Origin of the sequence: Staphylococcus sp. GDY8P54P (assembly GCF_017892645.1) — a bacterium.
GTDB classification, from domain to species: Bacteria; Bacillota; Bacilli; order Staphylococcales; family Staphylococcaceae; genus Staphylococcus; species Staphylococcus ureilyticus.
Genome location: NZ_JAESLN010000010.1, coordinates 234,405 through 255,767, shown reverse-complemented (window position 1 = coordinate 255,767; position 21,363 = coordinate 234,405). Strand labels below are relative to the sequence as shown.

The window sequence follows — 21,363 nt, the reverse complement described above, 5'->3', positions numbered from 1 at the left end:
AAATAAGTGGATAAGTTGCCGATTGTCTTACATACTTATTCACAAAATTTACGCTTATTTTACAAAATATCATGTTCTTTCAAGCTATTATGCAAGTTATCCACTGTTTATAAATTATAAGGTAAATGCATATATGTAACTACTTTAATGGACTAATCATTTTATAAAAATCGCTTGTTAAACAAATCTCTAATTTAGTTAAAATAATTTCGTCGTGCCTCACAGCAAGATGACTAGCGTTAAAGTGAGACTAAGCTAAGGCTCATGCATAAGTCTCCGATAACTCAATAATATGAAAACTGGTGCTTTAACTACTTTTACGTTTAGCCACTGTATTAAGAAGTACTCAATTTCACCTTATATGCCAACTTTTATTTGAATGATCTTCAGCAAATTCATTAAAATCATCTATCTATTCAAACATGCCATTTCAACAATAGCTTACAGTAGTCTTGGATTAATGCACAAAAAAGCCCTAACCGCTTCTTCAATGAAGGGCAAGGGCTTCTTACTATAGTGTGTATATTGGTGTGGCTTGAGCTTTGTCTGTGTCGCAGAGGAGCACTTCTTTCTCTGTATCGATGTCGTGTTCGTTTAGGACTTGGCCAACGCTCATGCGGGCAAGATCTTTCATGTTGTTGTCTTGTGATAAGTGGGATAGATAGATGCGTTTCGTGTTGCCTGTAATGACGTCTGTCATGGCAAGCCCTGCATCTTCATTTGATACGTGTCCCATATCACTAAGGATACGTTGTTTTGTCTTCCATGGATAGCCGCACATACGAAGCATGTCAACGTCGTGATTACTTTCGAATACGAAAGCATCACTGCCTTGAATCATGCCTTTCATGCGATCTGAAACGTAACCTGTGTCTGTAAGTATCGTGAATTTTTTATAATTATTATGGAAGATATAAAACTGTGGATCTATGGCATCGTGAGACACGTTGAATGATTCAATATCAAAGCCTGCAATAGACTTAGTCTCGTATGGATTAAAAATGAATTTCTGATCCATTGGGATTTTACTATCTTTCTTTTCAATCGCTGTCCATGTTTTTTCGTTTGCGTATATTGGCAATCCGTATTTACGCGCTAAGACACCGAGGCCTTTGATATGGTCGGAATGTTCATGTGTTACTAAAATGCCGTTTAAATGCTTAATTTGTTTGTCGATCTGGCCAAACAGTTCTTCCATTTTCTTACCTGTCAGGCCTGCATCGACGAGAATACTACCTTTATCACTTTCTACATAAGTGGCGTTTCCTGTACTACCACTCGCTAAGACACTCATTCGTATCAAGCGATTCACCCTTTCTAATCGATAAACACTCGTTGCTTATAATTTGTATAGGCAGTCTACGGTTTATGTGACCTCAACATGCCCTCTGTCTAATTATTAAAGTTTTTTATATCTGCTGAAACTGTTTTTTAAATTATGTACTTTTGAACTATCCTATGTGGTACATATTTATGTTTACATGCGTTCATCTTAAATCAACGCAGTTGGTTTATAACTTTGATTTAACAATAATCTATTTTAACATACTTTGAAGCTTAAATTGAATTTAATGTTTAATGTGGTGCCTTGTTTTTTAAAATACTGTGTCTCAAAGTACAAAATAAAAGAGCGGATATACTTTTGATTTCGTATATCCGCTCTCTTATTTTTATGATAAATCTTTCAATACTCACTAAACGGTGTGCTTGCGTGAAGTCATAAATACTATGTTTGCACTATTCTTCAACTATCTTTGGACTGTCTGAAATGGCTTCGACATAATATGTCTTGGATTCGTCTTTATGTTTTACTTTGATTTCCCAATTGGCTTCTAGTACTTGCACGTTAGGCTCTTTAACGACGGTATAATAGCCGAGTCGGACGTTGGTCACTTCATCGTTTCGTTTAAGATAACGATTATAATACAGCGCTTCTATCGAACTTCTCGCAGTATTTACTTGTTTCTTATCGTTGTTTGCACCTTCTGATGGCTCTATCGATTTCATAGCGGTTTGTCTATAACTCGATGCTTTACCATCGTCATTGATATTAAATTTAAGTTGAGCTTTACTATTGTTCATTATTGGAAAATCGTTGTAAGTCTGTTCAAAGGTGACGTGTTTATCGTCAATTTTACTCATTTCGTAATTTTGGCCTTTAAAGATTTTATCTTTAACATATGATTTTAAATCTGTGTATTGGTCATTACTCACATCAATCGGGTCATTGATTTCACCTTTGATTTTTTGACCGTCTGCTTCGCTTGAAATACTTGAACGTGCTTTTGCATAAGATGAAAAATCATTAGATCTTGCAGTGAGTAATTGCATTTCTATATTTTTAACGCTTGGCAAATTTTCAGGAATTTCTATTTTTTCTTGTTTAAAATTCACTGCATTTTCTTCAGCGCTATCGTTAATATGAGATTTATTGACTTTATCAATATAAATGATGATAAGGCTAATATTTACTAGAATAAATACAAAAATAAATAACGTTTTCGTGTGTTTCCAGTTCATTTATTCTAGCCCCCCATCTTTGTATGCACGCCACTTGTCATCGTACTCTACATACCAACATGGCTTAAATTCACTGTTGCGCTGGATTTCTATATCTCCGTTGTCCTGTTTATCTTCCATTCGGTAACCAATCGTCATGTTGGTAACCTTTTCGAAATCTATTTCAGGATTATTGGCGAGTTCCGAACGCACAGTTTCAGCACCTGGCAGGTTGACTTCTTTTTCGCCACTATCAATCGTCACATTCGCTTTTAATAACGTACGCGCATAGCCGTAAATACCTTTATTGCCCCAAGAGACTTTCAATGTATTTAAATCGTCGTCGTTAAACGTTGGTCGTCCATTCAAGAACATTTGATAAGTCAGATCGCCACGTTTGTCGTCCGTATGGAACAATCTGAAATCATCTGTAAAACCACCGTGATTATTGATGTATGCATAGGTACTTGGAATGCTTTCTTGCATGTTTGTTGAACGGTTTTCATCTTCTAATAGATTTGTGTAGCGATATTTTTCGGTTTCATCGTTGTAATTGGCTACACCTGTATTATTGTTGTAAGTGACTGAGCCACTTCTTGAGCTACGCACTACAACAGAATCGTTAAATAGTATTGAATTCATGGTATCTACACTAATGTGATTATAGATTGTATGGTAAGATTTTTGTCCTTTTGGTGACTTCGGTGCAAAGATATGTGTCGCTTTATCTATCGTATCTTTATTGGTAATAATTTCTGTGTAAGGTTGCATATGTTTGTGTTGCTTTTCCAATGCTTCCGTGAATTTATCTGCCTTCACCGTTGTCGTCATACGTACAACATTGTGTCTATCTTTACTTATCGCATAAAGTTTTATTTTGCCATCTTGATTGTTATCTATTAACAGGCGATCAAATTTAAAGTTGTTGGGTACTTTGGCATTAATATTTAAAACTTGACCTAAATATGTAGCGAGTGGCATATCATAGGTGAAGTCCAATACTAAAAATTCATCGCTCAAGTCTGGAATAATTAAATTATGATTGCTATGCATTTGTTCCGCGTGTAATACACGGTGATTTTTCAATGGTTTAATTGTTTCTTCGACATTGCTACGTGTTGCTTCCATACCTTCTGTACTTTCACCTTTTGAGTGAATGACTTGATATGGTGTAATCACTTGTGGCATGCCTTGTTTCAAAGGTTTACCGATTGTATTTGATTTCGCTTCTTTTTTACTATTATCTTGTTTATCTACATTAGCCAAATCGGGTGAAAAGTTCCATGTCATATAAGTTAAAATCGCACTCATGAGTACTAAAAGAAATAGGATAATAGATTTAATTAGCTCTTTACTCTGCATCCCAATCACCATCTTCTAGTACTTCACATGGAAGCGTAATAAAGATTGACGTACCTTGACCTTCTACACTATTTGCCCAAATGCGACCATTATGCGCTTCGACGATTTCTTTAGAAATGGCTAAACCTAATCCTGTACCACCCATTTTTCGTGTCCGTGCTTTATCTACACGATAGAAACGGTCAAAGATTTTATCTACTTTATTGATAGGGATACCAATGCCGTTATCTTTAACGCGAATAGTCATACGATTATACAGTGAGTTCTGTTTCACGTGAAACTCAACGCGTTTATCGCCGCGTGAATACTTCATAGCGTTGGTAATGACATTATCAAACACTTGTGTCATCTTATCTGGATCAATTTCTGTAAAGATGGTTTGTTTTGGAATTTCACGTACAAATGTCGTATCTTTCGCCGACATTTCATGGCGGTTAATGATTTTATTGATAAACATGTTAAAGTCGACAATTTCTTTGGTAATCTGATCTGATTCGTTATCCATTTTTGATAATTGTAGTAAATCGTTAACGAGTCGAATCATACGTTCCGTCTCTTCACGTGTCACTGATAGGAATTGGGGTGCTAACGCATCATCTTTCCATGCACCGCTTTCTAATGCTTCGATATAACTATTCATGGACGTTAACGGCGTACGTAATTCATGTGAAACATTTGCGACGAATTCGCGACGTTCTTGTTCCACTTGTTGTTGTTCTGTTACGTCGTGAAGTACAGCAATATAGCCTGTAACGAAGCCAGTCTCTTGTACGATTGTACTGAAGTTTACACGAGCAATAATGCCTTCACTTTCATTGATATCTAATAAGAAACTATCATTATTTTCTTGAATTTCATCTAATGAAAAGTCTTCTTCTAATTTAAGCATATTTAACATGTAATGACCGATAATTTCTTCTTTCATCATGCCTAGCATCGTTAATGCCATATCGTTGACAATACGCACACGGCCACGACGATCAGTTGCGATAATACCATCACTCATATGTGTAATAACAGAGTCTAAGCGTCGTTTTTCACTTTCCGTATTTGCTTGTGCTTCTTGTACACGCTTGGATAAATTATTAAAGGCTAGTGCAAGTTCACCAATTTCATCATTACCGTAAATTTTAACACGTTGCGTATAGTTACCTTTAGACATCTCAACAGTTTGGTTACGCATATCAGTAATTGGCTTTGTGATTGTGCGCGCAATAAAGAAACCTAATATCACAGTAATTAATAGCGAGATGCCTGTCCCAACAATAAAGATTTGGTTGATGTTGCTCAATTGGTTGTAGACATCATTGATATCTGCTTCTATATAAACATCACCAATTGTCCCATCATCTGATGTCTTCACAGGTAAATTGTAGACCCACACACGTTGTTTACCATTACCATAGTCTTTCAATACCGTATGGCTATTAATTTCTCCTAGAGATAGCGCTTTTTGTATCGAGCTGTCATTAGCTTTTTGATTTATTAGACTACGCGTAGACTGCTTTGAGGTAGCCATGATAATTTGATCTTTATCAATAAAACGAATTTCTTCTATTTCTTGTCTATTAGCATACTCATTCAATAAATTTTGTACTTCTTTTTGTGCATTGACCGAGTTGTCTTCGTCATAGACTTTTTCTATATTAATTTCTATTTGTTTCGCGTATTGCGAGATATTATTTTTAAATGTTTGTGTTAATTCTTTTTCTAGACTATTGGTAAAGTATAAACCGATAATCTGCATACCGATTACGATTAACAATACATAGACAATAACAAGTTTCGTGTGTAGAGATTGAAAATGTTTAAGCCACTTCATTTAATATTGTCCCCTAATCATGTTGTTGGAGGAAGTATCCAACACCACGGCGTGTCACTATATATTCTGGATGTGATGGATCGTCTTCAATTTTTTCACGTAAGCGACGAATCGTTACGTCTACTGTACGTACATCACCAAAATAGTCATAGCCCCAAACAGTTTGTAATAAATGTTCACGTGTCATAACTTGACCCATGTGTTTAGATAAATAATGAAACAGTTCGAATTCACGGTGTGTTAATTCAATATCTGTACCACGTTTTTTTATAGAATATGCATCTGGATAGATAACAATATCTTTTATTGTAATTTCATTAGATGCATCGTTCACTTCTTGTGCTGGTTGTGAATAATGACGACGTAAGTTTGCTTTGACACGCGCAATTAATTCACGCGTGCTAAATGGCTTCGTCACATAGTCATCGGCACCAAGTTCAAGACCCAACACTTTATCGATTTCTGAGTCTTTTGCGGTTAGCATAATAATTGGCATTTCATATTTTTTGCGTACTTCACGGCACACTTCCATGCCATCGCGACCAGGTAACATAATGTCTAATAAGACAATGTCTGGTTCTTCATCATATATTAAATCTACTGCGTCATTGCCATCATATGCACAGAATACTTCATAACCTTCTTTTTTCAAGTTGAACTCTAAAATATCAGCAATTGGTTTTTCGTCATCTACTACCACAACTTTTCTAGCCATATTTATAAACCTCATTTCTAAATTGTAGTACGTTTACATATTTTTCTACGCATTTCTCTATAATATAATTTACCATTTATAGCGTGCTAATTCTATTTTTCTAAAAAAAAAAATAAATTGGTATATTGTAAAATTATAACATTTTTTACTATTAATAGGTTAATAATAGATATATTAAGCCTACACAACATGATATCACTGTGCGACTATATTGCCCATAGTCTATAAAAAAGTGATACATATCTCAGCAAGGGACATGTTATTTTGGCTAAGATTATTTTGAGATGCCTTTGTCATATTTTGAACACGAGTCATCTATACTGGAAATGTATCACGTTTACAACGATACTTTTATGAACTGAGCTAATTTGCACTAACATGAATTATTTTAAAGTCTACATTTTAAATTGACCATTCACCTAGCATCAGTTCGTTATGCAAACGAAGGCGCTCACTTTAAAATTCATGCATCCATAACTACTACCTTCAATTGAATTGAGTTTGAAATATATACCGTAGAAAATTGTACAAAAAAATGCCCATCCTATTGGATGGGCAATACGGTCTCGACGGGAATCGAACCCGCGATCTCCTGCGTGACAGGCAGGCGTGTTAACCGCTACACTACGAGACCTAAAAATGGTGACTCCTACGGGACTCGAACCCGTGTTACCGCCGTGAAAGGGCGGTGTCTTAACCGCTTGACCAAGGAGCCTCTCTTAAGCACAAGATAAATTATATCAACTCTCATTATGGTTGACAAGCTATTTTTTAAATTTATTTAGTATAATTTTCTATCATTAATGTATAAAGTAAGAAAATAATGCTCAATGCTGACAAATCAGTATTTTATCTGCTTCATAACTTATTTTTGAGCATCAATACTCTGTGATTTGCTCTATAATTATCTACTTTTTCATTTTTATTTCAAAACCCAAATAATAAATACAAAATCTTTTTTGTTTTAAATTTATTTTGCTAAAATTATAATTAGTATAAATAAGGAGGCACAATATTGGCAAAAATATTATTTGTAAATCCAGGTTCTGCTGGACATGTAAACCCAACAATTGCAGTTGTTAAAGAACTAGTCAATCGTGGCGAAGAAGTTGTTTACTACGCGAGCGATATATATAAAGATAAATTGAAAGATACTGGTGCTGAAATTAGAACGTTACCTACAGAAGCGATTATGACAGCTTTCACTGATCATGAAAATCATCATTTATTTAATGTGATCAATGGTTTATTAAAAACTGTAGATATCATTGTGCCACAAATTTTAAGAGAAACTGAAAATGAGCATTTTGATTATATGATTCATGATTCTATGTTTAGTTGCGGTTATATATTAGCGCAAAAATTAAATTTACCATCGATTTCATCAGTATCTTCATTTGCCCATACAAAAACATCTTTTGAAACATTCATTAATCATTTAACTTCGACTGTGAGCAAACAAGAAATTCAACATGCTGATGAAACATTTAACACTTTGAAAGCCCATGTTGAATCAACATATGATGTAACCATTCCTTCCCGTTTTGAAGTCATGAATAACCCGGGAAATATTAATATCACTTATGTAATGAAAGGATTCCAAGTCGGTTATGACGCCTTTGACCCTGAATATTACAAATTTGTTGGTCCTTCCATACTCGAACCTAAAGATTCTGGCTTTATGGATCACATTGATACCACACGACCAGTCGTTTATATTTCTCTTGGAACGGTATTTAATCAAAATATTGAATTTTTCAATCTTTGCTTTGAAGCATTTGCAGATATCAATGCTTCATTTGTTGTATCAATCGGTCATGATAATCAACTTGAAGATTTCAATGCGATACCATCTAATTTTACTGTTGAACATGTTGTGCCACAAACAGAATTATTGCAACATACGACACTATTTTTAACACATGCTGGTATGAATAGTACAAATGAAGCAATGTTGATGGAAGTACCTATGTTAGCTTTTCCACAAAGCGCGGATCAACCTGTTGTGGCTCGCCAAATCGAAAAACTACTTGTTGGTCGTCAGTTACAACTAGAAAATATAACGTCTCATGATTTAAAACAAATCGTCTTAAACATGCTAGATGAAATACCAAGCTATCAACGTAATATCAGAAAAGTTAAATCTATACAATCTAGTAATAAAACAGGTTATCAGCTAGCAGTCGATCACATTCTAAACTTTCGTAATCAATATGTAACACATTCAACGATATAAATAAAAACACCTTGTAACGATGTCCATCTCAGGCTACATCAACAAGGTGTTTCTTTCATATTAACATTTTATTATTTTACATTTATAAATCCGTTAACATAGGTTAACGACTTACCATAATGATTTTAATAAGTTTGTTTGATTACGGTCTGGTCCTACAGAGAAGATTGAAATTTGAACGTCACACAACTCAGAAATACGTTCTAAGTATCTACGTGCATTGTCTGGTAACTCATCTAATGAGCGACAACTTGTAACATCTTCAGTCCAACCTGGTAACGTTTCAAAAATCGGTTTACAACGCTGTAAGTCATTTAAGTTCGCTGGATATTCAGTAATTTCTTTACCGTCTAATTCATAAGCTGTACAAATCTTCACTTCTTTTAGACCTGTTAAGACATCGATAGAGTTGATTGATAAATCGGTAATACCACTCGCACGACGAGAGTGACGTAATACAACTGAATCGAACCAACCTACACGACGTGGACGGCCTGTAGTTGTACCGTATTCACGGCCAACTTCACGGATGTGGTGTCCATCATCATCAAATAGTTCTGTTGGGAATGGGCCATCACCGACACGTGATGTATAAGCTTTACATACGCCAATAACTTTAGATACGTAAGTTGGACCAACGCCACCACCAACAGTTACGTTACCTGCAACTGGGTTACTTGACGTAACAAATGGATATGTTCCGTGGTCGATATCTAACATAACGCCTTGTGCACCTTCAAATAATACTTTTTCTTCAGCTACAAATGCATCATCCAATACTTTTGCAGTGTCCGTAACGAACGCTGCTAAACGTTGGCCTGCTGCGTAATAAGTTTCAAAGATTTCTTCAAATGAAGGACATGCTTTATCAAACATACCTTTAAAATATGCTGATTTGTATTCAATATTTTCTTTTAATAATTTTTCAAACGTTTCTTTGTCTAATAAATCTGCTACACGGATACCGATACGTTGTGCTTTATCTACATAAGCAGGACCAATACCTTTTTTCGTAGTACCAATTTTATTATCTCCACGGCGTTCTTCTTCATATTCATCTTGTTTTATGTGATAAGGTAAAATAACTTGAGCACGATTTGAAATACGTAAATTATCTGTAGAAATACCTCTTTCATTTAAACCATCTAACTCTTTCAATAATGCGACTGGATCTATAACTACACCATTTCCAATAACTGCTAGTTTTTCTTTATAGAAAATACCAGATGGTACTAAGTGCAATTTATATGTTTCGCCACCAAATTTAATTGTATGACCTGCATTGTTACCACCTGAAAAACGTGCAATAACATCGGCTTGTTCTGCTAAAAAGTCTGTGATTTTACCTTTACCTTCGTCTCCCCATTGTGTCCCAACAACTACGATTGATGACATATGAGCACCTCCAAGTTTTTCTCAATTAACCATTAAGTATTCTACCAATACCACACTAATAATGCAAACAAAAATCGAACATTGATTTTTTACATTTTTTCAAATTTTGTTGAGTGTCCAAAAAAGCAATTGCACACCTTAAACATAGTGTCATCAAGGTTTTCAAACCGATATCCACTTTTTCACAACACATACTTCATCAAAAACGAAAGAACTAAAAACAAACAAAAACCGTACAATTAATAAAAGTATTTAAAAATCGTACGGAAAAATAAATTTTATTCTTTTTTCTTAACCCATGTCTGCATGTGCATAATCAATATCTGTAAATTTGTTATACTGCTTCATAAAATGTAATTTAACAGTCCCTGTTGGACCATTACGTTGCTTCGCTATTATAATTTCAATCTCACCATTATCATCATTTGTTTGTGGTTCAAAGTTCGTATCTCCATCATCATCGTCTTCATCTTCGCCACGATTATAGTAATCATCACGATATAAGAATGCGACGATGTCAGCATCTTGTTCGATTGATCCTGATTCACGAATATCACTCATCATTGGCCGTTTATCTTGACGTTGCTCTACGCCACGTGATAACTGACTTAATGCTATAACCGGACATTCCATTTCTCTGGCAATCGCCTTTAATGTACGAGAAATCTCTGATACTTCTTGTTGTCGGTTATCTGAGAATCTGGAACCACTACCTGAGATTAATTGCAGATAGTCAATGACTACCATGTCTAAACCGTGTTCTTGTTTTAAACGACGGCATTTTGAACGAATATCTGTAATTCTAATACCTGGTGTATCATCAATAAATATCTTTGTTCTAGATAATTTACCTACTGCAATTGTAAAGCGATTCCAGTCTTCTTCTGTCATCATACCCGTTCTCAAACGGTTAGAATCTACGTTGCCAGAACTACAAATCATACGTGTTGCCAATTGGTCAGCACCCATTTCCAGTGAAAATATACCGACTGAGAAATGGTCTTCATGTGTAGCAACTTTTTGCGCAATATTAAGTGCGAAGGCAGTCTTACCTACTGACGGTCTGGCAGCCAGAATAATTAAATCGTTACGGTTAAAGCCCGCAGTCATCTGGTCTAAATCTCTATAACCAGTTGGAATACCAGGCGTTTGACCACTATTTTGATCAAGTAATTCTGCATTCTCATACACTTCTCCAAGCACATCTCTAATATCTTTGAATCCATCGCTTTCACGTGTAGATGACAATTCTAATATTCGACGTTCTGCATCGTTCAATATTGTATCTAATTCTAATTCATCATTATAACCATCGTTAGCAATGCTATCAGCAGTTTGTATCAACTTACGTTTTGTTGCATGCTTAAATACGATATCTGTATAATATTGAATATTTCGAGTTGTCGGTACATTACTAGATAATTCTGCTAGATATTGTGGGCCACCCGCTTCATTTAGTCGTCCTTCATGTGACAGTTGATCCATAATTGTAACCACGTCAATATCTTTATTATCTTCGTTGAGGTTCATCATGGCTCTAAAGATGTGTTGATGCGCGCCTCTATAAAAGGACTCAGGAAGTAAGACTTCCTGAGTTCTGTTTATCAATTCCGGATCTATGATAATGGCACCTAAGACAGATTGTTCAGCCTCATTACTGTGGGGCATTTGATTTTGTTCATACATTCCATCCATTATGATTACACCTCATATCTCAATCCGTTTTTATTGTTCAACTGTGTGTACACGAATTGTACCTTCTACTTCTTTATCTAATTTAACTGGTACATTTGTGTAACCCAAGGCATGTATACCGTTTGGTAAATCCATTTTACGCTTGTCAATTTTTATATCGTGTTGTTGTTGTAGTGCTTGAGCGATTTGTTTAGTACTTACTGAACCAAATAATTTTCCCGCATCGCCTGTTTTAGCAGATACTTCAACTTCAATTTGACTCAATGTTTCTTTTAATTTTTTAGCATCTTCAATTTCTTGTTGGCGTTCCGCTTCTGCAGCTTCATTTTTCTTTTCAAGTTGTTTTAAATTACCTGGTGTAGCTTCTACTGCATAATTTTTCTTCAATAAGAAGTTGTTGGCATAGCCTACTGGTACATCCTTAACTTCGCCTTTTTTACCTTTACCTTTAACGTCTTGTGTGAATATTACTTTCATGAATTTTCACTCCTACTCATTTGTTCTGTTATAGCTTGTTGTAATTGTTCGATTGCTTCATCAACAGTGACATCTTTTAATTGTGTAGCTGCATTTGTTAAATGGCCACCGCCACCAAGTGCTTCCATTGTCAGCTGAACATTAACTGCACCGAGTGAGCGGGCAGACATACCGACTAAATTATCTTCTCTTCTAGCAACTACATACGAAGCTTCTACACCATCTAAACTTAACAGTTCATCCGCTGCTTGTGCAACTGTTACAGGATGATAGATTTTTTCGTTCGAACCATGTGCAATTGCGACACCGTTGTCTTGTAGTTTCACTGTTTGGATTAATTCAGTACGATTAATGTACGTATCTAAGTCATCTTTCAAGAAGTGCTGCGTTAATATTGTATCTGCACCATGTGCACGTAAATAACTTGCCGCATCAAATGTTCTTGAACCTGTACGCAATGTGAAATTACGTGTATCTACAATAATACCCGCAAACATAATTGTCGACTCTAAACGTGTTAATCGTTGTTCTGTTGGTTGATATTCTAGCAATTCAGTCACTAGTTCTGCAGTTGAACTTGCATATGGTTCCATATAAACCAATAGTGGACTAGAGATAAAGCTTTCACCACGTCTATGATGATCAATCACAACTTTACGATTAGCTTTGTTTAATATGTTTTCGTCAATAACCATTTCTGGTTTATGTGTATCTACAACTACTAAAGTTGTCTTAGACGTCATGACGTCCCATGCTTCGTCAGATGTAATAAAACGCTCTTTTAGTTCAGGCTTTTCATCGACTGCATTCATCACACGACGTAACGTCGGATCTATATCTGAATCATTCAACACAATGTAAGCATCCAAATTGTTCATCATAGCGAATCGTGAGACACCAATCGCTGCACCAATAGCATCTAAGTCAGGACGCGTATGTCCCATAATGATGACTTTGTCGCCTTCCATTAATATATCTTTTAGTGCGTGAGAAATCACACGTGCTCTAACACGTGTACGTTTCTCCATAGGGTCAGTCTTACCACCATAAAAACGCACATTTCCGTTCATATGCTTAATCGCAACTTGGTCGCCACCACGACCTAATGCTAAATCAAGTCCAGATTGAGATAATTCACCTAAATCGATTAAATTCTCTGAGCCTTCACCTACACCAATACTTAATGTCAATTGCGCACGGTAACCCACACTTTTTTCACGTAATTGACTCAGTATACTAAAATTAGATGCTTCAATTTCATTTAAAATACGTTGGTTTAAATAGGCAACAAATTGGTCTGAACTATAACGCTTGAAATAAATGTTATATTCAGTTGCCCATCTACTGATTACACGCGTGACCATAGAGTTAATCTCTGAACGTTGCGTATCATTCATATTTTGCGTGATCTCATCATAGTTATCTAAAAATAGTGTTGCAATAATTGGTTTAGATGCTTCATATAATTCTTGTGTATGTATTTCTTCTGTTATATCGAAGAAATACAATACATGTTCTTTTTCTGAATATCTTACGCGATAGTGATATTCATTTTCTTGAATTTCCACTTCTTGTGTTTTTTCTAACTGTTTTAATATATTAGGATATACCTCATTGACTGGATCAGAAATTACATTTCGATCTAGACGGTCCGACATAAATTGGTTCATCCACTCTATGTTCTCGTTTTCATCTAAGATAATCATCCCAATAGGTAACCTTTTAATAGCAGTATTACTGCTTGCTGAGATTTTTCCACTCAGATTATCTACATAGTTATCCAATTTTTGTAAAGCTTGTCTTACCATTAGTACTGTCCCTACGATTATGATGAGTAATACAACAGTAGCTATACCTGCAATCAATTGATTAAAAATAAACCAAACGACGACAAGCGCTATTGCTGTGAGCACCATAATAATAAATGGTAAAATCAACGCTTTTTTAGTGGATTGACGGTTCATTTTTCCACCTCAAATCATTTTTTAATGATACGTTTTAAATTGATACATAAATCTACAAATCCCAGGAGACTCACAATATGCGTTAATGGCATTAAAATTGTCCCTATTACCATTAATATCACTGTAAGTGCTGGCGGCATTGATTTCGCTTTTCCGAAAAAGTGAATCACACTTAACCCCTGAATGTACATACATAATGATAACACAATTTCAAAGTTTAAGACGATCGTTTGAAACGCACTTGGTTGCGTTGAAAACATAACACAAATTAATACAATAATATACATCCATAAGACAGAACGCTTCATTTGCCAAGCATATAATGGTTTGAATATGGGTGTAGCGATTTTGAATTTACGCAAGATTGGAAAAGTGATAATTAAATTGATTAATATAAGTAGAAATACGCCAATGATTATATAACTTGGTAGTTGTACTGCTGATTGGCGGAAAGCCTCTTCAAACATTTGTTTATAATCTGCGTTGACTGAAGCGCTGGAAATTATGTGATACATCTGTTCTTTAATCGGTTTGATTAATGAAGCAGCACTCGATATTTTTTTTGATGCTTGTAACACCATAAATGCAATTAATGCAATAATACTAATAAAAGTCGTTGTTATATATAGTATACGTTCTTTTGATGTTCGTTCTTTTAATAATTGACCCACTACAAAACTTACTACGAACAAGAGGATCATGATACTTAACACGAATATATTACCTAATAACGTAGTTAGCACAACTGTAATGACTGCCGTTAAGCCAAAAGATTCTACAGATTTATGCCATAAAATAATACCTGGAATTGTTGCAAATAAACTCAACACGAGTCCAAGTATCGGTAATATATGTAAAGCTAAAGCAACTATAATTAACGTAATTACACTAAGTATAGTGGCTTTAGTATGTATTTTAGAAAACAAATTCGCCACTCCTATACAATTTTTGTCTATGTTTATTATTTTAACCTCTTTAAAACTTTTATACAATTATTGACAACTCTTTTTGTCAGAAGTTCAATATCGGGGCCAATATCTGAAAACGAACGCCTTTTTAAATTGCATTTCCGTCGTTGATTCCAACTTCAAATTTCATATTTTGCTCGCTATAAAAAAGAAGACATCATAGGAAAACAGTTATTTTAACTTTCATAAAGGATAAAATAACTATCCCAGACGTCTTATCATACAAAATAAACTAAAATAAATCATATCGTTATTTTCTTTTGAACTTAGAAACTTTTAAAAAATGATATAAATTAGGTGCCCAATCATTAAAGTTCAATAAGAAACCATCATGTCCTACATTATCTGGCACAAAGCAATGCTTGTGATATTTAAATCGCGCACCTGTGGCATATACTAAATCGTCTGGATATAACAAATCATCCGTAAAGCCCATAGTCATAACCTTAGTATCCAGACGTCCAAACACTTCATCTACATCAGTACGATCTCTATCTATATCGTGGCTATCTAAGACGTCTAGCAGGCTTAAATAACTCAATGGGTCAAAATGCTTTTTAAACTTGTTCCCCTGATGTTTCTGGTAGTTTACAACTTGATCAGGTGTAAATCGTCTATCATAACTTTTGGAGGAGCGATACGTTAAGAAACCAAGCTGCCTTGCTATGCTCATACCTTCACCATGATCTAATCGAATCGCCTGTCTCGCAATTTCATTAAATGCACGACTATATGAGGAAGTCTTATCAGTCGCAGCTAAAATTACTGCTTTATCTACTTCAAATTTATGATTATACAATAATTCCAGCGCTTGCATACCTCCTAAAGACCCACCGATTAAAATACTAATTCGATCAAACCCTAATGTTTGAATACCTAATTCGATTGCATTGACAATATCACGCAATGTTAAATGCTTAGGAAAATCAGCATCTGTAAATGGCGAACTGGAACCATACGGACTACCGATCACGTTAAATGTTAAAAATTGATAATCATGTATAGGCATGTATCCCCCATCTATAATCTCTCTCCACCAACCAGGATTGTCATCCGTACCATAGGTCAAATGATTACCAGTCAGTGCATGGCATACAAGCACAAGTGGCTGTCCTTCATATCCTACATGTTCATAACGTAATTTTAAATTTAAAATCGTTTCACCTGATTCAGTTGTAAATGGTCCCAATTCTAATGTATCAACCGTATAATTTGTCATCATTTACCTCCTACTTAGTAAAAAAACTTCTCACCTATTTATAATAAGTAAGAAGTTACAATACTTATTATTCGAGCGAATCGTTGGTATTAGCACCGTGCTTATTAAAGTCGGTTGCTGAAGCTTCATTGGGCCAAATCCCTCTGCTTCTCGAAATAAGATTTAATTTTAATTGTAAAAAGCTATGCATAAATCAAATATCCATTTTAACAAGTATTTCATTAAAATTATCAAAATTTTCTAATTATTGCTATTCTAACGGATAATGTGAGCCACTTCAATAATATATTTAAAATATCCATCTTAAAATTGCCATTATTAAAATACCACTGACAATCGTAATCGTTAAACTCCGTGTAATAATGGCAATGATTATTGTTGGAAGCATCGTCACTAAAAACGGTAAATTAACACTATACACCATTGAACCTTCATGTTGTTCTAGGACGCCGTCTACAATCAATGCAGTAAATAATGTGATGGGAATGAAAGAAAGCCACTTTACGACTGTCTCAGATAGTTTGATTTTTGTAATTAATATAAAAGGTATAATACGTGTCAACCACGTTACCACACCGCATAAAACAATAATTAATAACATATGTAAAGTCGTTGTCATTTATCGATCACCACCCCTAATCCCGCAGTAATTGTCGACGCTATGATGATTGCTACGTATGAAGGCATAAAGAAACTTAAAATAAGCATTAACAAAATTACACAAACAATTAATACTAAATATGTTTTAACTTGTGACTGCTTAATAGCATCGAATTGCGAAACAGCTAGGAATATAAACATTGCAGTAATAGCAAAATCTAACCCAAATGCATCGGGATTCGTTATGTATTTACCAAAAATAGCACCAACAACACTTGCAAATGTCCAAAATAAATATGCAGTGATATTTAATCCATGTAGCCAACGATCATTGATTTTTTCACCTTTTAGATGTGGTGTAATAGCGACACCAAATGTTTCATCTGTAATCAGAGAAGACATGGCTATACGATTCCAAAACCCATATCCTTTATAACTTGGTGCTAAGGTCATACTTAATAAAAACATCCTAGAATTCACAATAAATGTCGTTAAGACAATTGCAGAAATTGGAGTTCCAGCAATGACTAATGCACAAATAATGAATTGTGCTGCGCCTGCATAAATAAGTAAACATAATAAAATAATTTCAATTAAATTGAAACCTGAAGCCACTGCAACAATACCAAAGGAAAGACCAACACCAGCATAACCTAACAAAGTCGGTACACATTCTTTTACACCTTGCTTAAAAGTTAGATGTGTTGTCATCATGCCACCTCCCAAACATTTTATAAAAATAATAGAACTAGTTTAATACAAAGCAAAAGACATATTCAATATCTTTAGACTGAGGTATGTATGACCTAAGACTTACCGGCGTCTAAAAACCTTATTAAATTGGCATTTTATATTTCAGAATATTGTGTTATTATTTTAGACTCACCCCTTATCATTTGAATAAAATAAGTCATTTTACAAATTTAAAAAACTGAAAACTGAGATATTTAACACCTCCCCTCCCCTTTCTTTACTTTAAAAATATTAAGCCATTTAATAGATTAAAAGCCTTATAATTCATTATTCGTATAAAATGAGAGGTTGAGACATTCATTTATCTCAACCTCTACTTGCACTTCAGTATTAACTTGTAACCACTATTTTGAAAGTTTAATATTTAAACTATCTCAAATATCGCTGATGAATTCATTTAAACGAATTCTATTTTTCTTTAACTGGGTGTATCACTGTTTTACCACCCATATATGGTACTAATGCATCTGGAATAGTGACTGAACCATCTTCATTTTGATAGTTTTCTACGATTGCAGCAAATGTACGACCTACTGCTAAACCACTTCCATTCAATGTGTGCACTAATTCTGGTTTTGCTGCTTTCTCACGTTTAAAACGAATATTAGAACGACGTGCTTGGAAATCAGTAATATTTGAACAAGAGCTAATTTCTTTGTACTCATTATAGCTTGGTAACCATACTTCTAAGTCATACGTTTTGCTTGAGCCAAAGCCTATGTCACCTGTACATAAAATAACTCTACGATACGGTAAGCCTAACTCTTCTAAAATTGCTTCTGCATGTTCTGTCATTTCCTCTAACGCTTGCCAAGAATCTTCTGGTTTTTCAAAACGTACCATCTCTACTTTATCGAATTGATGTAATCGGATTAATCCTCTTGTATCTCTACCAGCTGAGCCCGCTTCACTACGATAACACGCTGATTGCGCAGTAAATTTAGCAGGTAAGACATCCGGACCAATAATTTCATTGCGATAATAATTTGTTAATGGTACTTCTGCTGTTGGAATTGTATATAATCCTTCTTTTTCAATTTTGAATAAATCTTCTTCAAATTTTGGTAATTGGCCAGTACCATACATTGAATCAGCATTTACTAATTGTGGTACCATCATTTCTGTGTAACCATGTTGCGTCGTATGTTTTGTAACCATATAATTCATTAATGCTCTTTCCAACTGTGCACCTTCGCCAGTTAAGAACACGAATCTTGCTCCTGCGACTTTTGCGCCTCGTTCAAAATTAGCCATTTGCAATGACTCTACTAGATCCCAATGTGCTTTTTCATCAAAATCAAATTTCCTTGGTGTGCCCCAACGCTTTAATTCGACATTATCTTCATCAGAATCGCCTTCAGGTACATCATCATGAATTGTATTTGGAATGCGAGATAATAAGTCTTCTAATTCTTTATCCACATCATTTAAATCATTGTCTAACAATTTGATGTCATCACCTAATTTTCTCATTTCTGCGATTACATCATCTGCATTTTCTTTATTGCGTTTTTTTTCAGCAATTTCACCGCTTACTTTGTTACGTTCAGCTTTCATTTCCTCAGCTTTACGAATTAATTCACGGCGTTTGTCATCAAGTGATAATACATCATCTACTACTTTTGTATCCATACCACGTTTTGCAACTTTGTCTTTTAAAAACTCTGGGTCATTACGAAATAGTTTAATGTCTAACATGTCACTTTCCATCCTTTCAATTTCTATTTTTTAAGAATAGAACACAAAAAAGACCACATCCCTGTACAAGGGACGTGGTCTTTACGTGTTGCCACCCTATTTAACAGTCAAAAGAGACTGCACTTTCACCAAAATAACGGTTAAACCCGATTGTTCTCATATAGTAGGTAGATTCACATTGACCCTGATTACTTGTTCTCACTACCCACAAGCTCTCTGAAACCAGAAGTGCAACACTACTTATCCTACGAACAATAGCTTTATTTACTTGATTTTAATATAGCAAATAACCTATTACTTTTCAAGGCCAAGATTATGCAATCGCTGAATGTTCATTAAAAATTCACTCAACTTAATTAGTATAAGCTTGATCTAATAAATACTGTGAAACAGCTTCTATATCTTTATGAAATTGGCGATCTTCAGTGATAGATGGTACAACTTTTCGTAAAGCTTGATATTTTTCATAAGTTTTAGGTGATAATTTTTCGACATCTTTATATTCTACCGCTTGAAGTGCGATAATTGCTTCTATTGCTAACACACGACGTGCATTTTCAATCATTTGGTAGCCATGGCGTGAAGCAATTGTCCCCATAGAAACATGGTCTTCTTGATTAGCTGATGATGGAATAGAATCCACACTAGCAGGGTGTGCGAGTGTTTTATTTTCCGAAACAAGACTTGCAGCTGCATATTGCATAATCATCGCGCCACTCTGTAAACCCGGTTGAGGGCTTAAAAATGCTGGCAAACCATTGTTTAATTGTGGATTTACTAATCTCTCTAGACGTCTTTCCGAAACATTAGCTAATTCACTTACCCCTAACTTTAAGAAATCTAATGCAAATGCAATCGGTTGGCCATGGAAATTCCCTCCAGAAATAACCAATGTTTCATCATCTTCATCAAATATTAATGGATTGTCGTTCGCCGCATTCATTTCAAATTCAAGTTTTTCTTTTACATAATTAAACACCTGGAAGCTTGCGCCATGTATTTGTGGAATACAGCGTAATGTATAAGCATCTTGAACGCGAATTTCTCCTTGTGTCGTTGTTAATTTAGAACCTTCGAGCCAGTCTAACATGCGTGAAGCAACATCTATCTGTTCTGGAAAATTTCGAGCGTGATGCACTTTTTCATGATATGCATCCGTAATGCCATTTAAAGCTTGATGTGTTAATGCAGCAATCCACTCTGCTTGGTAACCAATATCTTCCGCTTCTATATAATTAATTACACCTTGTGCAGTCATAGCTTGCGTACCATTAATTAAAGCTAGACCTTCTTTAGACTGTAAGCTCAAAGGTTCACGATTTAATAAATTTAAGACATACCGACTGTCTTCTTCTTCACCTTTATAATAGACATTACCTTCTCCAATCAACGCCAAAGCTAAATGTGAAAGTGGTGCTAAGTCACCCGATGCACCAAGAGACCCTTGTTGTGGAATAACTGGAATAATTCTGTTGTTAATAAAATATATGATTTGATCTACTAAATCGATTGTCACACCAGAATGACCTTTTAACAATGTGTTTAGACGTAAAACCATCATCACTAACGCGACATCTTGTGAAAAAGGTTTCCCGATACCACATGCATGTGAACGAATTAAATTGACTTGTAATTGATTGTATTCTCCCTCATCAATACGTACATCACTGAATAAACCAAATCCAGTCGTTATACCATAAATTGTTTCTTTATCATCTATAATCTTTTCTACTGTTACACGGCTCTGTTTTACACGTTCATAAGCATCCTCTGTTACTTTTACATCATCACTTTGATATAAAAAATCTTTAATTGCATTTATTGTTAAATTTTCACCATTAAGCTGTAATGTCATTTCGCCATCTCCTTACTTCTAATGATTTTCAATTAATTAGAGTATACGCTTCCATATTTTTAAGAACAATAGGTTCATCCATATCCGTAACATGGTATTAAATTA

At 34.9% G+C, this 21,363-nt stretch carries 16 protein-coding genes, 2 tRNA genes, 1 riboswitch and 1 other annotated feature; of the genes, 1 reads left to right on the top strand and 17 read right to left on the bottom strand.

Annotated elements, in window-relative coordinates:
• Window positions 1-511: 511 nt before the first annotated feature.
• From KA883_RS07050 to KA883_RS07020, 7 genes are all read right to left on the bottom strand, one after another.
• Window positions 512-1,312 (bottom strand): MBL fold metallo-hydrolase, encoded by an 801-nt coding sequence (locus KA883_RS07050; protein ID WP_107360062.1) that lies wholly within the window; start codon window positions 1,310-1,312, stop codon window positions 512-514.
• A 425-nt stretch (window positions 1,313-1,737) separates the two neighbouring features.
• The gene (locus KA883_RS07045; protein ID WP_046207191.1) at window positions 1,738-2,520 is read right to left on the bottom strand and encodes a two-component system regulatory protein YycI; all 783 of its coding nucleotides are present in this window, start codon (window positions 2,518-2,520) and stop codon (window positions 1,738-1,740) included.
• Window positions 2,521-3,861: a YycH family regulatory protein gene (locus KA883_RS07040; protein ID WP_046207190.1), complete on the bottom strand. Its 1,341-nt coding sequence runs from the start codon at window positions 3,859-3,861 to the stop codon at window positions 2,521-2,523. It lies immediately after the preceding gene.
• The gene (gene walK, locus KA883_RS07035; RefSeq protein WP_046207189.1) at window positions 3,851-5,683 is read right to left on the bottom strand and encodes a cell wall metabolism sensor histidine kinase WalK; all 1,833 of its coding nucleotides are present in this window, start codon (window positions 5,681-5,683) and stop codon (window positions 3,851-3,853) included. The genes KA883_RS07040 and walK overlap by 11 nt, the downstream gene beginning before the upstream one ends.
• Window positions 5,684-5,696: 13 nt before the next feature.
• Window positions 5,697-6,398, bottom strand: a complete 702-nt coding sequence (gene yycF, locus KA883_RS07030; RefSeq protein ID WP_019468531.1) for a response regulator YycF — start codon at window positions 6,396-6,398, stop codon at window positions 5,697-5,699.
• 561 nt (window positions 6,399-6,959) lie between these two features.
• Window positions 6,960-7,032: transfer RNA gene (locus tag KA883_RS07025), tRNA-Asp, on the bottom strand.
• A gap of 6 nt (window positions 7,033-7,038) precedes the next feature.
• Window positions 7,039-7,113 (bottom strand) — tRNA-Glu (locus KA883_RS07020).
• Window positions 7,114-7,413: 300 nt separating this feature from the next.
• Here KA883_RS07020 and KA883_RS07015 point away from each other — a divergent pair.
• Entirely contained in the window at window positions 7,414-8,634 is a 1,221-nt protein-coding gene (locus tag KA883_RS07015) for a macrolide family glycosyltransferase (RefSeq protein WP_046207188.1), read from the top strand.
• A 111-nt stretch (window positions 8,635-8,745) separates the two neighbouring features.
• Here the strand turns inward: KA883_RS07015 and KA883_RS07010 are convergent, their stop codons facing one another.
• From KA883_RS07010 to hutH, 10 genes are all read right to left on the bottom strand, one after another.
• Window positions 8,746-10,029: an adenylosuccinate synthase gene (locus tag KA883_RS07010; RefSeq protein ID WP_046207187.1), complete on the bottom strand. Its 1,284-nt coding sequence runs from the start codon at window positions 10,027-10,029 to the stop codon at window positions 8,746-8,748.
• Between the two features lie 291 nt (window positions 10,030-10,320).
• Window positions 10,321-11,724, bottom strand: a complete 1,404-nt coding sequence (gene dnaB, locus KA883_RS07005; RefSeq protein WP_046207186.1) for a replicative DNA helicase — start codon at window positions 11,722-11,724, stop codon at window positions 10,321-10,323.
• A gap of 30 nt (window positions 11,725-11,754) precedes the next feature.
• Window positions 11,755-12,201 carry a 50S ribosomal protein L9 gene (gene rplI / locus KA883_RS07000; protein WP_046207185.1) on the bottom strand — a complete coding sequence of 149 codons (447 nt, stop codon included), beginning with the start codon at window positions 12,199-12,201 and terminating at the stop codon, window positions 11,755-11,757.
• Window positions 12,198-14,165, bottom strand: a complete 1,968-nt coding sequence (locus tag KA883_RS06995) for a DHH family phosphoesterase (protein ID WP_046207184.1) — start codon at window positions 14,163-14,165, stop codon at window positions 12,198-12,200. Before KA883_RS06995 ends, rplI begins: the two co-directional genes overlap by 4 nt.
• A 14-nt stretch (window positions 14,166-14,179) precedes the next feature.
• On the bottom strand, window positions 14,180-15,106 hold the full coding sequence (locus KA883_RS06990) for a DUF2232 domain-containing protein (RefSeq protein ID WP_178137696.1): 927 nt from the start codon (window positions 15,104-15,106) through the stop codon (window positions 14,180-14,182).
• Window positions 15,107-15,383: 277 nt separating this feature from the next.
• Complete coding sequence (metX, locus tag KA883_RS06985; RefSeq protein ID WP_046207182.1) at window positions 15,384-16,352, bottom strand: homoserine O-acetyltransferase MetX; 969 nt, start codon at window positions 16,350-16,352, stop codon at window positions 15,384-15,386.
• Between the two features lie 61 nt (window positions 16,353-16,413).
• Window positions 16,414-16,514, bottom strand: a riboswitch (SAM riboswitch).
• Between the two features lie 127 nt (window positions 16,515-16,641).
• Window positions 16,642-16,971, bottom strand: a complete 330-nt coding sequence (locus KA883_RS06980; protein WP_046207181.1) for an AzlD domain-containing protein — start codon at window positions 16,969-16,971, stop codon at window positions 16,642-16,644.
• Window positions 16,968-17,663 (bottom strand): AzlC family ABC transporter permease, encoded by a 696-nt coding sequence (locus KA883_RS06975; protein ID WP_046207180.1) that lies wholly within the window; start codon window positions 17,661-17,663, stop codon window positions 16,968-16,970. The genes KA883_RS06980 and KA883_RS06975 overlap by 4 nt, the downstream gene beginning before the upstream one ends.
• 450 nt (window positions 17,664-18,113) lie before the next feature.
• Window positions 18,114-19,403 (bottom strand): serine--tRNA ligase, encoded by a 1,290-nt coding sequence (serS, locus tag KA883_RS06970; RefSeq protein ID WP_046207179.1) that lies wholly within the window; start codon window positions 19,401-19,403, stop codon window positions 18,114-18,116.
• 65 nt (window positions 19,404-19,468) lie between these two features.
• Window positions 19,469-19,659: a binding site (T-box leader), on the bottom strand.
• A 96-nt stretch (window positions 19,660-19,755) separates the two neighbouring features.
• Entirely contained in the window at window positions 19,756-21,258 is a 1,503-nt protein-coding gene (hutH, locus tag KA883_RS06965) for a histidine ammonia-lyase (RefSeq protein WP_046207178.1), read from the bottom strand.
• Window positions 21,259-21,363: the final 105 nt, after the last annotated feature.